General features: G+C 54.6%; 16 protein-coding genes. 3 read left to right on the top strand and 13 right to left on the bottom strand.

From position 1 onward, the window contains the following. Positions 1-44: 44 nt before the first annotated feature. The 8 genes from phnD to FJ695_RS11020 form a co-directional block, all read right to left on the bottom strand. Positions 45-1,019 (bottom strand): phosphate/phosphite/phosphonate ABC transporter substrate-binding protein, encoded by a 975-nt coding sequence (gene phnD / locus FJ695_RS11055; protein ID WP_141185504.1) that lies wholly within the window; start codon positions 1,017-1,019, stop codon positions 45-47. 590 nt (positions 1,020-1,609) lie between these two features. After that, positions 1,610-2,296, bottom strand: a complete 687-nt coding sequence (locus tag FJ695_RS11050; RefSeq protein WP_141185503.1) for a sugar transferase — start codon at positions 2,294-2,296, stop codon at positions 1,610-1,612. Beyond that, positions 2,286-3,209: an ATP-grasp fold amidoligase family protein gene (locus tag FJ695_RS11045; protein ID WP_141185502.1), complete on the bottom strand. Its 924-nt coding sequence runs from the start codon at positions 3,207-3,209 to the stop codon at positions 2,286-2,288. Before FJ695_RS11045 ends, FJ695_RS11050 begins: the two co-directional genes overlap by 11 nt. After that, positions 3,188-4,414 (bottom strand): glycosyltransferase family 4 protein, encoded by a 1,227-nt coding sequence (locus tag FJ695_RS11040; protein WP_168206321.1) that lies wholly within the window; start codon positions 4,412-4,414, stop codon positions 3,188-3,190. Before FJ695_RS11040 ends, FJ695_RS11045 begins: the two co-directional genes overlap by 22 nt. A gap of 2 nt (positions 4,415-4,416) precedes the next feature. Further along, the gene (locus tag FJ695_RS11035) at positions 4,417-5,748 is read right to left on the bottom strand and encodes an O-antigen ligase (protein WP_141185500.1); all 1,332 of its coding nucleotides are present in this window, start codon (positions 5,746-5,748) and stop codon (positions 4,417-4,419) included. Positions 5,749-5,815: 67 nt separating this feature from the next. Next, entirely contained in the window at positions 5,816-7,348 is a 1,533-nt protein-coding gene (locus FJ695_RS11030; RefSeq protein ID WP_141185499.1) for a GumC family protein, read from the bottom strand. 11 nt (positions 7,349-7,359) lie between these two features. Further along, on the bottom strand, positions 7,360-8,166 hold the full coding sequence (locus FJ695_RS11025) for a WecB/TagA/CpsF family glycosyltransferase (protein ID WP_209011004.1): 807 nt from the start codon (positions 8,164-8,166) through the stop codon (positions 7,360-7,362). Then, positions 8,163-9,242, bottom strand: a complete 1,080-nt coding sequence (locus tag FJ695_RS11020; protein ID WP_141185498.1) for an NAD-dependent epimerase/dehydratase family protein — start codon at positions 9,240-9,242, stop codon at positions 8,163-8,165. Before FJ695_RS11020 ends, FJ695_RS11025 begins: the two co-directional genes overlap by 4 nt. A 333-nt stretch (positions 9,243-9,575) precedes the next feature. Between FJ695_RS11020 and FJ695_RS11015 the strand changes: the two genes are divergently transcribed. Beyond that, positions 9,576-10,841, top strand: a complete 1,266-nt coding sequence (locus FJ695_RS11015; RefSeq protein WP_141185497.1) for a lipopolysaccharide biosynthesis protein — start codon at positions 9,576-9,578, stop codon at positions 10,839-10,841. Positions 10,842-10,870: 29 nt separating this feature from the next. Here the strand turns inward: FJ695_RS11015 and FJ695_RS11010 are convergent, their stop codons facing one another. The 4 genes from FJ695_RS11010 to FJ695_RS10995 all read right to left on the bottom strand — a co-directional run bounded on the left by FJ695_RS11010 (position 10,871) and on the right by FJ695_RS10995 (position 14,892). Then, complete coding sequence (locus FJ695_RS11010) at positions 10,871-11,857, bottom strand: UDP-glucuronic acid decarboxylase family protein (RefSeq protein ID WP_141185496.1); 987 nt, start codon at positions 11,855-11,857, stop codon at positions 10,871-10,873. Positions 11,858-12,362: 505 nt separating this feature from the next. After that, complete coding sequence (gene phnE / locus FJ695_RS11005) at positions 12,363-13,163, bottom strand: phosphonate ABC transporter, permease protein PhnE (RefSeq protein WP_141185495.1); 801 nt, start codon at positions 13,161-13,163, stop codon at positions 12,363-12,365. After that, positions 13,160-13,936 carry a phosphonate ABC transporter ATP-binding protein gene (locus FJ695_RS11000; RefSeq protein WP_141185494.1) on the bottom strand — a complete coding sequence of 259 codons (777 nt, stop codon included), beginning with the start codon at positions 13,934-13,936 and terminating at the stop codon, positions 13,160-13,162. The genes phnE and FJ695_RS11000 overlap by 4 nt, the downstream gene beginning before the upstream one ends. A 104-nt stretch (positions 13,937-14,040) precedes the next feature. Next, entirely contained in the window at positions 14,041-14,892 is an 852-nt protein-coding gene (locus tag FJ695_RS10995) for a PhnD/SsuA/transferrin family substrate-binding protein (protein ID WP_141185493.1), read from the bottom strand. 123 nt (positions 14,893-15,015) lie between these two features. On the opposite strand from FJ695_RS10995, the gene FJ695_RS10990 reads away from it, so the two are divergent. Both FJ695_RS10990 and phnF read left to right on the top strand, forming a co-directional pair. Next, the gene (locus FJ695_RS10990; RefSeq protein ID WP_168206320.1) at positions 15,016-16,161 is read left to right on the top strand and encodes an alpha-D-ribose 1-methylphosphonate 5-triphosphate diphosphatase; all 1,146 of its coding nucleotides are present in this window, start codon (positions 15,016-15,018) and stop codon (positions 16,159-16,161) included. Position 16,162: 1 nt separating this feature from the next. Next, complete coding sequence (gene phnF, locus FJ695_RS10985) at positions 16,163-16,936, top strand: phosphonate metabolism transcriptional regulator PhnF (protein WP_209011003.1); 774 nt, start codon at positions 16,163-16,165, stop codon at positions 16,934-16,936. 174 nt (positions 16,937-17,110) lie between these two features. Here phnF and FJ695_RS10980 read toward each other — a convergent pair whose 3' ends face one another. Next, positions 17,111-18,001: a LysR family transcriptional regulator gene (locus tag FJ695_RS10980; RefSeq protein ID WP_141185491.1), complete on the bottom strand. Its 891-nt coding sequence runs from the start codon at positions 17,999-18,001 to the stop codon at positions 17,111-17,113. Positions 18,002-18,112: the final 111 nt, after the last annotated feature.

Raw genomic sequence — 18,112 nt, 5'->3', positions numbered from 1 at the left:
AGTCGTTAAAAAAAGTGGCCCCTGCAGGGCCACCTCAAAAAGGATTATTCGCAAGCGTAGCTGACACCATTTGCGGCATCGATTTTGCGGATAACTTCCCAGAACTCTTGATAGGTCATTTCCAGGAACTGGCCTTCATTCGACTTTTCGAATTCTGTCTGCAGCGTTGTGCCTTCCCACTCGAAGTTGAAGAACGCATTGCGGATCTTATCCTGCAGTTCAGGCGTCAGGTTGTAAGCTGTTCCAAAACCCGTTGTCGGGAATGTCTGTGATTTATAGATAGAGACTACCTGATCCGGCTTGATCACATCACGTTGGATCATGCGGGACAGCACCGAGTTTGCGATCGAAGCAGCTGGGTAATCCTTGTTGGCAACACCCAGGATCGAGTTGTCATGCTTGCCGGAATAAACCGGTTCGAAATCGCGCTCTGCCTGCATGTCAAAATCAGCTTTCAAAATAGCCGACGGCGCTTTGAAACCAGAATTGGACGTAGGCGATGTAAAGGCAAGCTGTTTGCCTTTGATGTCTTCTACCTTCTCTATGCCCGATCCCGGATAGGTCAGGATTTCCATTTCATAACCGAAATTGCCGTCTTTCGACGCCATGATCGTGAACGGCCGGAAACCGGCACAGTTCACGGCAAGAGGATTTGAGCCGGTGTTAAATCCGGCGATATGTAACCGGCCGGAGCGCATGGCTTCAATCTGAGCCGCATTCGACTGAACCGGGAAGAAAACAACTTTCTTGCCAGTTTCGGCCTCAAGGTGGGTCAGGAAATCCGACCAGGCAGTCTTGTAGACCGCAGGATCTTCAACAGGTGTGTAGGCAAAAATAAGAGTATCCGGATCTATCAGTTTACTGGCGTCTGTTGGAATATCGGCAATCAAATCACCATCAACATCGCAAAAACGCTTGTCGAGATCACCCCGCGGGCACTCTTCCGCCTGCGCTGCACCGGCGAATGAAAACACCGCGACAGCCGCCGCCGACGCAAGAAGTGTTGCAATCCGTTTCATATGAGTTCCTCCCAGAACGTTATTTGATTGTTCAATTGGGCTGCATGCTCAATTGAACCCCTTCAAAAGCAGCTTTTTTAGCCGCCTAATGACTGACATTGACCGTTTGGAACCCGTCAAGCAAGCGATCTTGAAACCAAAATGGAAAAATCGAAAGACATCGAAGGCAAATTTCGAAACCTAATATTGCTAACAGGCGTCCACATCGACCGATCAGATCCCATTCCGGCACGGCCACATTCCTCGGAAATCATACTCCAGCCCATGATCTCGAAATCATGCTTTTGTGCCCAGCGCTCGAAGTATTCTTTTTGGGAAGTGGGCAGATGGGTTCAGCTTTATCTCTCGAGTGCTGGCAGATTGGCTGTAGCCACGAATAGCAAGCAAGCCGACGCTTGGACGCTTACAGCTGTAACTGCGACGCAGATTTCTGATCCGAAATTACAAAACATCGATGATCTCAAATCATCAAAAACGAACTGAGTTAACGTTCAATATGCTTCATTCCGTTGGAATCATAATCAGCGTGTCGGGGATTCGAATCCCTCTCCCGCTACCACTCTTCGATATTCATTTGTAGCGTAGACCACTTACCTGGAAGTGCTTCTGTCTGATCGGAGAGACCTGAGCGTTGCCAGCGCGATCAAAACATCGCCACCGACCGACCAGTTGCGGATATAACGCAGATCAAAATCCAACCGCCGTCGCATATCGGACAAATCCGCAATAGGCCCCCGGGCGCCATTTGTTTGCGCAACTCCCGTTATTCCGGGCCGAACCGAGTAGCGCAGTGCAAAGCATGAGAACTGAGGTGCCAGAACAGCATCCAGTTCCACCGGATGTGGCCGTGGTCCCACCAGCGACATATCACCGGTCAAGACATTTATCAGCTGCGGCAACTCATCCAGGCTCCAGGCCCGCAGCCACCGGCCAAGCCGTGTCACACGCGGATCATACTTGCCTTTTGTCTGTTCAAAGGGCTGTCGTGCCGTCAGGTGCCGCATCGTTCTGAATTTCCAGATCCGGAATGATTTCCCATGTAGTCCAGTACGTTTTTGCCGGAAGAAGATCGGGCCGCCGTCCTGAAAACGGATCGCAAGTCCAAGCAGGATCAAACCCGGCGCTAGAATAATCAGCCCAGCCGCACTGCCGAAAAGATCAATCAGCCTCTTGAAGGGAGACGCCACACAGCGCGCTGCTCGTTCGTCAAATTCTGGATAATCTTCCCACCCCGTAACGCCGGAGAAATCCGGTTCGGTCTCCTGATCAACACTCATTGGGCGTCACCGTTGTGGATTGGGTGTTGTGCTCACCTGGACGGGCCGGTCTGCTCTCAATCTGTTCTGACGCCACGTGTTTAAAGACTTTGCGGGCCCCGGCATAAATATGACTAATTTCACCGACGAAGAGCTGATCCTCGCCATCCGTGAAAAAATCGACACGAACATAATCGGCGAAGCGTGCGATCTGCTCAGCAATGTCGATCATCCTGGCGATCTGTTTGGGACGTAGTGCAGCGATATCGACAGACCCAGCCTCTGTCTCAATGCCCGGGCCATCCTTCAAGTGCCAATCCGGCGTTAACTGATAGCTGATCTCTTTGTCTGTCGAGACCCGCACGCGAAGCCCGATCCAAGCAACGTTTCCGTCATACATGTGAAATCGGAAATCATGGGCAAATTGGCCGTTGAGCTCTAGCCACGGCTCCACGATGATTTTGGGCTGCAGACGCTGATAATTTTTTTCCCCGGTCATGTCGGCGAAGTTCATTTTGAACCACCGCCGCATCCGCTCCCGCGCTTCATCCGGCAAAGGTCCGGATTTATGGAACAAGAACTCGTTCGACATATGCGTCGGCTTGATCACGCAATTGTCCGGGAATGCAAACTGGTCAACATCCTCGGCCGTATGGAGCACAGCCAACGTCGGAACACACATATCTTCACCGGTGACACCGCGAATGAAAATCTTGGAGAATTCCTTGTCCGAGGTGAACGAACGGAACACGTAATCGGACTCCATTGCCCGGATGCGGAACAACAGGTCATTAATGTAGCCGGTCTTTTTGAAATTCGGCCACCTGCGATGCTTTAGCAGGAAACACAGGCCTTCATAAAGATTGGAAATGATCCATGGCCGGAAGAGATAACCGAAGACCGGATGGGACTTCACAATGCTGTATCTTGACACTTCTGGCGTCCCTCCTTCTGTAAAGGTTTGTCTTGCCGGTGGCGCAAGGCCTGGTAGTAGATCTGTTCGGTCTGCGCAGCGATGATGTCCGGGTGAAACTGTTCCCGGTGGGTAATCAACGCTCTGTTTCCGAGATCGGTAGCCAAGCTGTCGTCATCTAGAAGTCGAGCTATTGCGAGGTCGAGTTGGTTCATGTTTCCAGGCGCGACAATCAAGCCGTTCTCCTCATGGGTAACGCTTTCTGCCAATCCACCTCCGTCTGAGACAATGGCCGGAACACCGCAGGCGAACCCTTCCACAGGGGTGTTTCCGAACGGCTCTTCCCACAAACAGCAATTGATGACAGCCCGGCTATGCGCAATCCGGTCGATCAAATCCTCAGTGCTCAGTTGTCCGAGAAAGACAATGCTCGGATCTTTGGCGGCCAGATGGCGCAGATCAGCTTCCAATGGCCCCGAGCCGGCAATGGTAAGCGTTCCATTGCGCGGTCGCAGCCGCCAAGTCCGGATCAGGTGATCGATCCCCTTTTCCTCCGATAAACGGGAAGCACACAGGATCTCGCGCCGCCTCTCGCCAAACGGCACCTGCCGTCCCGGAGTAAAGGCCGAATACCGGCGGCGGATCCGGTCTGCAGGAAATCCGCCGGCGATATGAACTGACCGGACGTGATCAGATATCGCAACATAGGCGTCCACGTGATGCGCATAGGTGCCAATCAGCCTGTGAACCGCCACAGATAAGGCCGGAACGGCACTCGCCGCCCGGCTATCCCGGTAGCACTTGCGCAAAATGCCACGCCAGGGCCAATTGGCTTGCGCGCACTCATGACAAACCCGACCCTCTCTGAAAAAGCTCGCGTTGGCGCAAAGGTGCCGGTAATTCCTCAAGTGCTGCACGGTTGCCAATCCCTGTTTCGCAGCTTCCACAAGGATTGAAGGTGACAGCAGCGGAAAGGAGTTCTGGACGTGCACCAGGTCGTATGTCTTTGCAGCCAACCGGCGGCGTAACTCTCCAGTTGCTGATTTCGACCAAATCGCGTTGAGGGCTAGAGCCGCATTTCCTGTTCCGGAGATCTGCTCGTTGCTGGTTTCCCAAAGATCGACGTCGTGGCCGTGGGCGCGCATCAGTTCAACTTCGGCGCGTGTGGAGATGTCTTCGCCGCCGGGCGTCTTGTAGCGGTTATGAACCATAAGAACACGAAACATCGTCATCGCGCTCCCATGTATTGCGCAACACCGCTCCGACGCGCGGCGCGCAATTCCGCGCCGAGATAGGCAGCCGAAAGGCCGGATAGGACAAACAAAAGGTTGTCGAAGAAGGTCGACCACAGGATGACCGACTCCATCATGTTGCGGCCGATTACAAAAAACGCGATTGAGAGGAACAGAAAGGCAGTGCCAGTTCCGTCTGCAGCAACTGCGCTAGCGCGAAGCACTGCCAAGACAAACACGGCGAGGAGGGCAAGGCCGATTATGCCAGTGTCTAGCGCGACATCGAAGAAACCATTGTGACTGCTGCCGGTTTCCCGGATGAACTCGATTTCCGAATGCAGCTTCGGCGAAAGCTCACCCACGCCCCAGAACCCGCGATAACCATGACCGGCCAACGGCGCTTCGGAAATATGGCTGGAGATGAATGCCCAAATGTGCGTGCGTCCGGTAAAAGTCGGGTCGCCGAAGGTCCAAACGAGAATGTCTTCCGCTCTGAAAGACCAAATCTGCGTCGCAACAATAGTCGCAGCAAGGACAAATATCAGTCCGCTGGCCAACACTGTCATAGCCCCAGCGTGAAGCCTTCGGGACAAGACCAGAACCAGCAATGCTGCGGCTGGAGCGGCCAAGGCGAGTGCGATCGACGTTTTGGATTCACTGGCAACAAGAACAACAACCGCAAGGAACAGCGTAATGAAAGCGCAGAACCGGAGAAACAGTGGCCGGCTAGGGATATGTGCGAGTGCAAGGATCAAGGCACATCCGGCGGCAGCGCCAAGCGTGTTCTTGTAGGGATAGATGCCCTGGTGCCCGATAGCCCCTGCTGGACGCAGAATGACAAACAGCAAATTGACGGCCATCGCCGCGGCAAAAGCCCAGAAGATATTGCGGAAGATCCGTTTGGGATCGTCTGACATGCAGACCGACAAGAACAAAAGTGCGCAGAGCAGGCTTTGGTAGACCGCAAGCATCAAGGAGCGCACGGGCATCGCCGACCAAGCGGACGAGATGATCGCAAATCCCAGAAACGCCAAGAGTGGGGCGAGCACCGGCAGAACACTTTGCCAGCGGCGCGGGGGATGAAGGGTGGCCAGAAAAGCCATCGCAACAAACAAAAACGGGATAAGCAATTGAGCCAGGAGTGTCGATTTCTCCTCACTATCAAGCGCTCCGCCAGACCCTGCTTCTGCGACAGGCTGAAGGTTGATCAGCGGGTCAACAATCAGCGAATAAGCGATCACGATCGCCGGAACAATGGCGGCAAAGGCGCAAACAAACCGCTCAAAGGCAGGGCTCAGACCGGCTTTGTAACTCAAAAGCGCTGTCATGCCAGTCCTTTCAAACCTGCCGGACCGCAAATGCAGCGGGTTACCGGCGAAGCAGCAAGAGACCAGCTCATTGCTGGCGCCTCCTATAGGTTCGTACTGGTATGTGCGTGTCCGGAATCGGTTGGCGGGGCAGAGGCGCGCGAGCAGGTTCTCCGGATTTCAGGAGATATCGCGCCCATACAATGATGACACCGATCAGGAGACCAAGAACGGCGGCGGCCGGCAGCAACAGTTTGACTGCTGGAAAGCTGGGCCGTGTGGCCGGATAGGCTTCCGAGATTTTTCGCGCGGTGCTGTTGGGAATACCAATCTGCTCGCTCGCTTCCTTGGAGCGCGTCAGGAAGGACTGATAAACCGCCTGGCTGGCATCTGCCTCGCGCTGCAATTCCTGCAGTTCGACCGAGTTCTCGTTGGAGAGTGCCATCTGCGCCTGTAGCCGGCCGACTTCGGCGGTCAGGGCTTGCGTATTTTCAACGGCTGTCTCGTATTCAACCTGTAGCCGGGCAACAATCCGCTGATATTCGGCTGTGATAGACCCTTGAAGGGCCTTTTTGCGTTCGCTGAGTTCAATCAGGCGCGGGTGGTTCGCCATCAAGGACACCGACAACGCTGCAGCCGTCGACTCAACATTTGCATAGTTGGTTTGCAATTGACTCAAGACCTGCGATTGCGGCACGCCTGCAATGGGACCAAGTTCCGCAACGCCCAAAACACCGGCCGCCTTGACCTGGTTGAGGGTCGCAAGCGCTTCTTTTTCCCGTCCCTGAGATTGTGTGAGCTGTTCGTTGAGGTCCTGCAGCTGCTGTTCGACGACCAGGACGTTTTGTGTCCCAATCAGATCATTGGCGCGGCGGTAGTCTTCCACCTGGCGGGCTGCAGCGCGGGCAGTGCGCGACAGCTCATCCAAGCGGGATCGCAAGCTTTGGGCCGCTTCCAGTGTGGTGTCGGCAGCTGCGCTGTTTGATTCCTCAATATAGATGTCCGCAATCTTGTTAGCGACCAGAGCTGCTTTTTCCGAACTTTCCGAAAGCATCGTGATGGCAATCACATAGGTGTTGCGTTCCCGCTCAATGCGCAGCTGCTTGCGGAGTGTCGCATTGGCGCGGTCAAAGCCACTGATGGAGTTCCAGTGCTCCAGTCTCGGACCATAGATGGCGCCTTTCAGTGCCGTCTTGATTACGCCAGCAATCGAGGCCCGATCCGAGCTGACGAATTCCGGATCTTCGGTAAGGTTTTCCTCCCGGATCAACCGGCCGATCACCGCTTGGGACTCCATAACTGCAATTTGGCTGTCGAGAAGCAGGGTATCCGCACCGGCGGCTGACCGGCCCAGTCCGGTCGGCGAGACTTCGTTCTCAAATGTACCTTTCTGCCTTGGGTCGATCAGCAGCTCCGCCGTTGCACTGTAGAGCGGTGGGGTGATCCAGACATAAAGGATGGCCAGAACGACAGCCACACCGGCGCACAAAAGGATGAGCGGCGTGCCTTTCCAAAAGACAAGAAACAATTCGCGCAGCCCGAAACCGGTGTGCGCCAAAGAGGGGTCCAGCGGGATCGCCCTGGATCTGCTTTCCGGCCCACGATGCGGGTTAGCTGTCATCTGCGCACCTTTCAGGCATACCCGACCTCCGCCGCCGGCTTCGAGCCGCTATCGGAAAACCGCCGCAGTCCGACCGTCTGCAAGAAAAGCAGGATCAGGAAATAGGAATTCAGCCCAAGATACCGCCGCCACAAACGCCCCGGCTCTTGCATCAGCCGGAAGAACCACTCCAAGCCACGATCCTGCATCCAGCGCGGGGCCTGCTGCTTCAAGCCTGCGTGAAAGTCAAAGGCGGCCCCGACGGCGAGCAGGGGTTTGCCAATTGCCTCGGCAAACTCATGAACAAACACTTCCTGGCGCGGGCAGCCAAGACCAACAAAGACAATCCCGGCACCGCTCTCGCGGATTTTCTGAGCGATTTGCTCCTTTTCATCGGATGAAACCTGGCGGAATTGCGACGGTGCGCTGCCAGCGATTTTGAGTTCGGGAAATTTGGCCTGCAGCCTCGATACCAGCGCTTCCAGCACTTCAGACCGGCTGCCGTAAAAATAGACCGGTATGCCATCTTTCGCGGCGGCTTCACACACATGCAACGTGAGATCCGGACCATAAACCCGTTTTGCCAAATTGGTCCGGTGAATAAGATTGAGCGCCCAGCGGACGGGTTGACCATCAGGGGTCACCAGATCAAAACCGTTGAGGCGCCATCTGTGCACCGGATCCATAACACCGGTCATGACGCCGTGGACCGCAAGCGCAGTTACCTTGAATGGGCGGTTTTCCTTTGCCGCGGCCAGAACGGAATCTACCGCATAGGCATAGTCAAGCGCATCGACCGAGACGCCAAGAACGTTGAATTTGCCCTTGTGCAACATCATCCAGCATCCCGCCATTTCAGCCGGTTGGCTGCATAGATTTCTTCAAGAATGTCGGCGATCGACCGCTTTGCGGACCATCCAGGAAAGTCTTTGCGGAAGCGGCTGGTATCGGAAATCCACCAGATGTGATCGCCGGTCCGGTTTTGCGGATCGTAACTCCAGTCGAGTTTGACGCCGGTGATCTGCTCGCACAGCTCGATGGCCTCCAACATAGAGCAATTACAGTCCCGTCCGCCGCCGATGTTGTAAACCGCGGCGGACTTGGGATCTTGAAAGAAATGCCAGAAGGCCGACACCAAATCGGCGCTGTGAATGTTGTCGCGGACCTGTTTGCCCTCATAGCCAAGGACAGTGTAGGGGTGGCCGGTCGCGCAGCACTTGATCAGATAGGCAAGAAAGCCGTGCAGCGCTGTACCGCTGTGCGCTGGGCCGGTCAGGCAGCCTCCACGGAAACACGCGGTCTTCATGCCGAAGTAGCGCCCATACTCCTGGACCAGCACATCAGCTGCGACCTTTGAGGCGCCAAACAGGCTGTGCAGGCAGCTGTCGATCGACATCGTTTCATCAATGCCGAGAGCCGCATAGGCATGGTTTAGGTCGAGCTCCCATCGCTTGGCCTGTTCGATCAGCGGCAACTGATTGGGTCGATCGCCATAGACCTTGTTCGTCGAGGTAAAAATGAATGGCGCTTCCGGGCAGTGTTTGCGGCACGCCTCCAGAAGGTTCAGCGTCCCGTTGGCATTGACCGTGAAATCCGTTTGCGGATCCTTGGCGGCCCAGTCATGGGACGGTTGGGCGGCGGTGTGCACCACCAGCGCAATTCTGCCGCTTAGCTCGGCGAAGAGCGCTTCAATCGCATCCGTTTGCCGGATGTCAATATCACAATGCCGGTAGTCGGTCAGTTGTGCCTCAAGCTGTTGCCGGTTCCAGGCCGTAGACGCGTCCTCGCCGAAAAAGCGGGCGCGGAAATCATTGTCGATTCCAACGATCGAATAGCCCTGCTCGCCGAAAAAACGCGCTGTTTCAGAGCCGATCAAGCCAGCAGAACCGGTTATGAGAACAATATCAGGTTTCATCAGATCCATCGGCAGAGTTAATATCGGGCATCGTCAACACCACTCAATTTACGTTTTTTTTACCTATGGATCTTGGTTAACGCCGATGATCAGACCTTAAATTCATTATTAAGGTTAACTCGGACGGCAAACCGGTTCAGTTTAGGTCTGGGTTTACTACTCCACCTCCCCAAAATGTCTGGAATCATCGTTGGCGTTTGCCCTCAGAAATCTGCCCAAAAGCGCAAATCGCCATCTGAATAACCTGCAATTACTCCGCAATGCATCGACATGTGGCGGTTATTCAAGCTATGCAGCGGTCATCATTTCCGGATCAAGAACGGCGGCGAACAAATGCGAGCAGCATTAAACGGGTTATCCGGTGTTCATGTTTTTCAGTCATTTGCCGCACTGGCTGATCAGGCCGTGGTCAGTGGAACCCGTTTTGCGGTGACTATCCTTATTGGCCGGATTGCAGGTCTGGAGGAACTTGGTCTTTACGCGATCGGTTTCTCAATCGTTATCCTGATGGTGACCGTGCAGGAATCGCTGTTGATGTCGCCCTACGCCGTGCTTGGTCGACGGGAGAGCGCTGCCGGCCAACGCCGGTTTGCAGGCAGCACCCTTGTGCTGTCCCTTGTGTTAAGTACGATTTCCGCGGGCATTCTGGCGACTGCTGCTGTTGTGGCTCCGGCCATCGGCTATGCCGGTAAGTTCGGATTTCTTTCCACATTGGCTCTGGTCGTCGGATTTGTGCTGCTACAGAACTTTGCCCGCAAAATGTGTTTTGCGCATTTTCAGGTCGGCACGGCCCTCCTGCTCGATGCGGGCGTCTCAGCGCTGCAGATCGCAGGTCTGGCGGTGCTTGCCGTCACTGCTTCCCTGACCGCAACAAGTGCACTTGCGATCATGGGCTTGGCAAGTGCTGTACCCGGCATGATTTGGCTTGTCGTAAAATGGCGTTTCTTTTCAATCGATTGGCGTGATGTGTCTCCGCAACTTGCCAAGAACTGGAGCTTTGGCAAATGGATCCTCGGCACCCAGCAAATCGCAGTACTCGGTGGCTCACTGATCTTGTGGATCCTCACAGCTCTCTCAGGCGTGGCGGCTGCAGGTCTGTTTGCCGCTTGTTCGATAGTTGTTACCGCCGCTAATCCCCTGCTCTTAGGTTTGAGCAATATCCTTGAACCGCGAACCGCCAAAGCCTGGGCAGATGGACACTTGTCTGAACTGCTCGGGATTGTTCATCGCACAACCCTTGCGGTGACCGGTACTCTCGCACTCTATTGGCTTGTCGTTTTCTTAGCTGGAGATACGGCGCTCGCCTGGCTCTTTGACAAACCCCAGTTCTTTGGACAGGGGCATCTGCTTGCCGTGCTCGCCTTTGTGGTTTTGCTGCGCGGTTTCACACTGGCGCAAAACCTCGGTCTCAGGGCGCTTGGCGTTCCCCGGAAGAATTTTGCAGCCAGCCTGTTTAACTTGGCTGTGACGTTGGCGTCGGCTTATCCGCTGATGTTGGAATATGGTGCTCTAGGCGGCGGCTACTGCATGCTCTTCGGTGTGATTGCCGGGACGTGTGCACGGCTATGGTTCTTCATCCGGACCACCCGGTCACTCTGACCAGAAGTCGTGCAAAACAACGCCATCGATTAAGCTTCTGCGAGAAACTGTTCCGCTGTGACACCCAGTGTTTCCCGCATGTAAGAAATGGTCGGGATCAAGCCTTCATTGAGCGGGATTTTCGGTGCCCAGCCCAGCATCTGTTCGGCTGCCGTGATGTCCGGGCGGCGCTGGCGCGGATCGTCAATCGGCAAGGGCCGTTTGGTGAACGTGGAACAAGAACCAGAGATTTCGATTATCCGGCTGGCAAGTTCGCGCATGGTAAACTCATCCGGATTGCCAAGATTGATCGGGCCCTTCACCGTGTAGTCCGAGTTCATCAGCGCAATCAGGCCTGAAACAAGGTCGTCGACGAAGCAGAAGGACCGGGTCTGGTTGCCGTCGCCAAACAAAGTGATCGGTTCGTTTCGAAGCGCCTGACCAATAAAGTTGGTGACGACCCGGCCATCGTTCGGATGCATCCGCGGGCCATAGGTGTTGAAGATCCGCGCAATTTTGATCTGAATGCCGTGTTCCCGGTGGTAATCAAAGAACAGAGTTTCGGCGCACCGTTTGCCTTCGTCATAACATGAGCGGGGACCAATGGGATTAACATTGCCCCAATAGTCTTCCGTTTGCGGATGGACCGTAGGATCCCCGTAGACTTCACTGGTGGATGCCTGAAGAACCGGGACCTTCAAGCGTTTTGCAAGACCCAGCATGTTGATCGCCCCGAGTACCGAGGTTTTGGTCGTTTGAACAGGGTCGTGCTGATAGTGGATTGGCGATGCCGGGCAGGCCAGATTGTAGATTTCGTCGACTTCGACATAGAGCGGGAAGCAGATGTCGTGGCGCATGAAATCGAACCTGGGGTGCTGGTGCAAATGATCGATGTTGCGCTTGGTTCCAGTAAACAGATTATCGACGCACAGGACTTCATGCCCTTCAGCGATGAGGCGGTCAATCAAGTGTGACCCCAGAAAACCAGCTCCGCCGGTCACCAGGATCCTTTTCCTGCTTTCATATAGTCGCGCCATCAGCCGTACGTGTATGATTAATAGATAGTTAACCGCACACTAGGTGCATTGTCCGCCCATGAAAACCGGTTTCAATCCCTATGGTTAATGCTGTTGAGTTTTCCAAAAAAACAGTCGATCTGGGGTAGGTCTGCCAACCCACAAACATCAAACTGTCAGGTAAAAAAACGGTTGGAGCCGCAAACTGAATCTGTTGACCAATGCGGTCTCATGTGTTGCAGAATTTCGAGTCGCATCGTTCTCTACGACGGTCGAACCGAAGCAATCGGTAAATCTTCATTCTGAATAGGCGCTCTTTTTTAAAAGCGCACTCATAGACCCAAGCTACCTCGATGAGACAGTGATCATCTTCTGTGATTTCTAATCGGGAGCCCTCGAATTAGTATCGTTGTAACACACACAAATGCTGAACTGCCCCAGGAGTTTAAGCTGGCACTGGCTGCCCGCGGCTTAACTCGATTGTGGACACTTGTGGGATCAAAGCACAGCCTGTGCCATAGCACCTCTACTGCAATTTGCTTCGCAGCCAGTCGGTGATGAACTCCATTACGAGCACGATCACAAAGATCACCAGGATAATCGCCGACGCGTTCTTGTACTGGAATAGATCGAAGGCCGCCTTCAATTCCTGACCGATCCCACCAGCACCAACAAGACCGAGAACAACGGACGACCGGATAGCCTTTTCCAACGCAAACAGGGCGGTGTTGATCATTGATGGTGCGGCATCCGGCAATATTCCGCCCATGAGGATGGACACCTTGTTCGCGCCGATTGCTGCGAGCGCTTCCTGTGGCTCCTTGTCGGCGTCTTCCATGGCTTCCGCAAAAAAACGACCGCAAAACCCGATCGTGTCCACAACGATCGTCATGGTGCCCGCAACGGCGCCAAGCCCGACGGTTACCACAAACAAAAGCGCCCAAACCAGATCCGGAATAGTTCGAAGGAGAGAAATGATGGCTTTCACCAACCAGGATGCCGGACCGATGGGAGACACTTTTTTCGCTGCCAGCCATCCAATCGGAAGACTGAGAGCGATCCCGATGGCAGCACCCGCCAAGGCGATTTGAAACGTCTCGATCAGACGCAATCCCACCCGCGTCAGGAAATTGGCTTCCGTATTGGGCGGCCACATTCGATCGAGCAGATTGACCATACTCGGCAACCCATCCGCCAATTGACCTACGGAGGGTGCAACAGAGTTGATGGAACTCAGAACAATCGCGGCAACAACAAGGATCAGGACGAAGTTGATCGATGACATTCCCGAAAAACGGGACCGAAGGTCCGGGGACACACCACTCATTGGAATGTGTCCCGAAGGTCTTGGTCACAGACCTCACGCGAGGCTTTGTCAAACAGGATCTGCCCACTCTTCAAAGCCACGATCCGATCCGAATAAGCCGCAGCGTGTTCCATGTCATGGCTGGTGAAAAGCAAAGTAATCCCATGCGCCTGGGCAAGTTCGGAAAACAGACACATAACGTCTGCGCCAGACACCGGATCTAGGCTTGCCGCCGGTTCATCGGCAATGATCAGCCGCGGCCCGCGCACGATTGCGCGCGCAATTGCAACGCGCTGTTGCTGCCCTCCTGACAACGCATCGGCCCGGCTCCGCGCCCTGTCGGCCAGATTTACATCTTCAAGGGCAGACATGGCCTTCGCGCGCCAACTGGTGGGGGCCGTTGCCTGAGTGAACGCACGCCAACTGCCGGGCAAACCCAGCATGCCGTGGACAACGTTGCTCAGAACCGAGTGCCGTTTCACCAGACAGTGTTTTTGGAACACAAAACCGGTCTGCTTGCGCAATTGCGAGCGCTGCTCAGCGGTCGGCATGGAGCCAAAGGTTTCACCCAATGTTTGGACCGATCCCTCATTCACAGCATGCAGCCCGATAAGGCACTTTAACAAAGTTGATTTGCCGCTGCCGTTTGAGCCAATCAACGCGACCCGCTCGCCATGGCGAATGGTCAAGTCGACACCCTTCAGGACGGGGATCTGGCCATTCTTGTACTGTTTCTTAAGTGCCGACGTTGCAATCGCAACATCTTTGATATCGTTGAGAGGCGTGTGAAGCACCGCGCAGTCCTCAGGATTCTTGGTGTCAATTTCCGGTGCAAGACACAGCGAAAGCGCCGGAAAGGAGCGCGATCACCCGCGCTCCCGGTATCTTCCAGACGTGGTTAGTCACCAACGAATGAAGAGGTGTCGACACCAATGGTCTGATACATGTCGCGAACGTAGTTGTAGTTCTCATCGTTCACGCCGGTCAGGAAGAAGCCACCACCGTATTTTTGGTTGTCTTCGCCCTTCAGAACAGCAGCCATGAGAGCTCCGCTGTTTTCCAGAAATGCCGACTTGATTTTTTCCAAAGCATCCCGATCCATGTCTGGGCGAGCGACCAGGATGTCGTTCGGAAGATCACGGCCCCGGGCAATGACCTTGAAGGCTTCGCCAGGAAACGCATCGCGAATGCGGCGCAGGTGGCTGTCATTCATGCCAACGGCCTGCACATCGCCGCGGATCAGGGCTTCGATGGCCACGTTGCGGGAAATGATCTGCGGTGTGTAGTCAGTGCCGTAAGCAAGACCGAAATCTGCCAGAACCTGCGCCGGGCCAAGGTGCTGAGAGGTTGAACCGACACTGCCGAAGGTCACGGTCTTGCCTTTGAGGTCCTGCGGCCCGTCAATCTCACCTTCTGCCATCACCACGATCTGGGCGAAGTAGTTCGGGCGCTGCCAAGCGACAACGATTTCTGCGTTGGTCAGTTCCTTCATCACCACATATTCTGCCGGACCGGTCAGAACCAGATCGACCTTTTTCTGGTTTATGGACTCAACGGCAGACGTCCGGGAGCTGACCGGAAACAGTTCGATGTCCAAGCCTGTTGTGTCTTCCAGAGCCTTTTCAAAGGCAGAAAATTCCTGCTGCAGGGCTTCCAGGCCCTCGATGTCGGTGACCGCAAAACGAACAGGTTCGGCGGCAACAGGGAGCGCGAAAATCATTGCAGCTGCAGCAATGGCAGAACGAAGCATGTTGAATTCTCCAATGGCTATTCCTGTGTACACAGGAGTGTCATACAGCCTCCCTATAGATCTCCGTCGATAACGGTTTCATGACGCAGCCGCCCTATTGTTAAAATATTCGAGGAGCCGAAATTGACTTCCATAAGTATTTCTGGCGGCGACGCTTTGAAGAATGATGAATTCATTCATGAGCCGGTTAACATATGCTCAGGCGTATTCGTTGATTCATCAAACGATTTTGGGGAAACAGTTGACGCTTCGGACTGTTATGTCCTCCCGGGCATCATAGATGTACACGGGGATGCTTTTGAGCGGTCAATACAGCCGCGGCCGAATGTCGACTTCCCACTTCCAATTGCGCTTGCGGATGTTGACCGCCAACTGATCGCCAATGGCATCACCACCGCTTATCATGGACTGACTGTTTCCTGGGAACCGGGCTTGCGCAGCTATGAGGCCGCCGCCAATTTTCGGACGCACCTAAAAGCCCTGCGGGAGACTTTTGCCTCAGACATGCATCTGAACATCCGGTGGGAAACATTCGCACTGAACCATGTCAAGGACATGATTGACTGGGTCCAGGACGACCCCAAATCCATTCTGTCACTCAACGATCACACGACCGCCTATCTCGACTTGCCAAAAACCTCATCGAAGATCAGCCGGATGGCCGGCAGATCCGGCCTTTCAGAAGACCAGTGCAAGACCCTGATCAACCAGGTATGGGAACGGCGAAACGACGTCCCAGCTGCGATCGAAGCCATCTGCGCAGGAGCGCGGGATGCTGGCTGCTCCGTCTTCGCACATGACGAGTTAACCCCGGAAACCCGCACGGAACACCGCCGCCTGGGCGTCTCCGTTTCCGAGTTTCCAATGACAATTGCAACCGCCAAAAGCGCGGCCGAAGAAGGTGAACACGTTGTCTTGGGCGCCCCCAACATCGTACGCGGCGGCTCCCAGAACAACGCCATCGACGCAAGGGAGAGTGTGGCGTCCGGCCACTGCACCGTTCTGGCATCAGACTACTATTACCCAGCTCCATTGATCGCTGCGTTTAAACTGGTTGATGACGGTGTTCTGCCGCTGGAGAAGGCATGGAACCTGATCTCCAAAAACGCGGCAGAGGCGGCAAAACTGGCAGATCGTGGTGAGATTGCCGAAGGGATGCGGGCGGATTGCATTCTCGTGGACAAAAAGACCCGCAACATCCGAATAGTGATTGCCAATGGTCAGGTGAAATATACCTTCAATTCAGGTGATCCAAGCCACCGGGTGTGATGTGACTGATCTGGAATTGTTTCGAACCCTCGCGCGCGAACCCTATCGCGCCAAAGGCGAAAAAGCCATTTGGCTGCAGATATGTGACCGCCTTCAATTCGCGTACGAAAATGGCGAATTGGCACCTGGCATCAAGCTTCCCGGTGAAGTTCATCTTGCCGAAGTCTTTCAGGTCAGCCGGATCACCATCCGCCGGGCACTTTCCAAATTGCAGCAGGAAGGTCACCTTCACGCCAGAAAAGGTGTTGGCGTCTTTGTCCGCCAGAGACCTGAACGGTACGAAGTTGAAAGCAACATGAGGTTTGCCGATGGTTTCAAGGTCACTCCCGATCGGGTGACCACCGAGACATTGAACCTGACGCGCGGCGATGTCTCGTTTGAAGGCGGAGTTGCCCTTGATCTTCCGACCGGAAGCCAAGTTATCAAACTGCTCAGACGCCGCATACTCGATGGCGAGCCGATTTATCTGACAGCCAAGGAGTTCCCGGCAGCGAAGTTTCCGGACTTTGAAGCCGTCTACAACGAAACAGGTTCCGTTGCAGAGGTCTACAAAGCGCACGGTGTCGAGCGCTACGAACGCGCCGAAACACGAATTGCAGGCGGATTTGCAACGGTGCGGCAAGCAGAGGGGCTGAAACTCAGTCCGCGCACGCCTGTTTTGGAGGTGGTCGCGATCAATTGCGACCCAACCGGCACACCAATCGAATACAACGCTGGGTGCTGGCCACTCTCAAGCGTCGAAATCGTGTTTCCCGGCGCAGTCCCCGGTCTTTAAAGGCAACATGATAATCTGTTTCCTTTGATCTTCTGACAGCAACTTTTCATCCCACGGATCATACACTCGCTGATCAAGCTGATGTTTAAGAGCACTAATTGAGGCGGGAAGCTGACATTCCTTGCATTGGTTATGAGTGTCATGAAGCAAGATTCTATAAACAAGCGAAGTTAGCTAGTTCGTCGCGCAATCCAACGCATCAATACAGACACCCAAAAAGCTTTGGATGAGCCGCAGGTCTTTTTTATCTCGTGGGATAACGACACAGTCCCGGTACTCCTCGGGCATTTCGTGAACCGGTATCGCCACCAGTTCCTCTGACGGATACAGGCTGTTTTCCAGGAGCAACCCGACCCCAAGACCATGCAGCAAAGCTTCCTTGACCATCGGAAAGGTCGTGGTCTTCAAAATGCGCTGAAAGGTCAGATCGTGCTTTTTGATCTTTCGGTTTGCTACCCGCTGTGTCAACGATCCGTCCTCGGGCAAAACAAGTGTTTCGGTTTGAAGATCGACAAGCGAAAGCACTGGCTTTCTCGCCAGCCGGTGATCGGCCCGCATATGTACCATGTATTTGGATCGCCGGAGCTCATGGGTCACGAGCGCCGGGTTTTCCTGAGGTTCGGTGACAATCGCCATATCGACCTGACGCTCGTTCAAGAGTGTCATGGCTGTGGTCCAATCATACAGCGTGAAATCGATCTGAACCTTGGGATAGAGCTCTCCATACCGGGCAATTATGGGCATCGCAGGTCGGGGCGCGTTGGCGATCAATCGAATACTGCCGTCCGTTAGAGCGCTGTAGTCGTTCACTTTTTCCGTAACCAGTTGGTCCAGCGTCGCCAATCGGTCGGTGATTGAAAACAGCTCTATACCCGCACGCGTCAGCTCCAGACCGTCGCGGCGCCGAATAAACAGCTGGGTCCCCATTAGGCTTTCCAGTTTGGCAACATGCTGCGTTACAGACGACTGCGTCACATTGAGTGTCTGCGCAGCGCGGGAGAAACTGCGCTCCCGCGCCACATAGGTAAAAGCCTTGATTTGGTACGGACTGGGCGAAGCGTTCATGACAGTTCCATGTTGTCTGCATGAAACACGATAGCGCCCATTAGCAACGCTAATATTACGTCACAGATGGTTCAATCACGCTCGCTACGGTGATGGCAACTAGAGGGGCGA

It is taken from the genome of Labrenzia sp. PHM005 (assembly GCF_006517275.1).
Classification (GTDB): Bacteria; Pseudomonadota; Alphaproteobacteria; order Rhizobiales; family Stappiaceae; genus Roseibium.
This window is presented reverse-complemented; position numbering and strand designations above follow the sequence as displayed.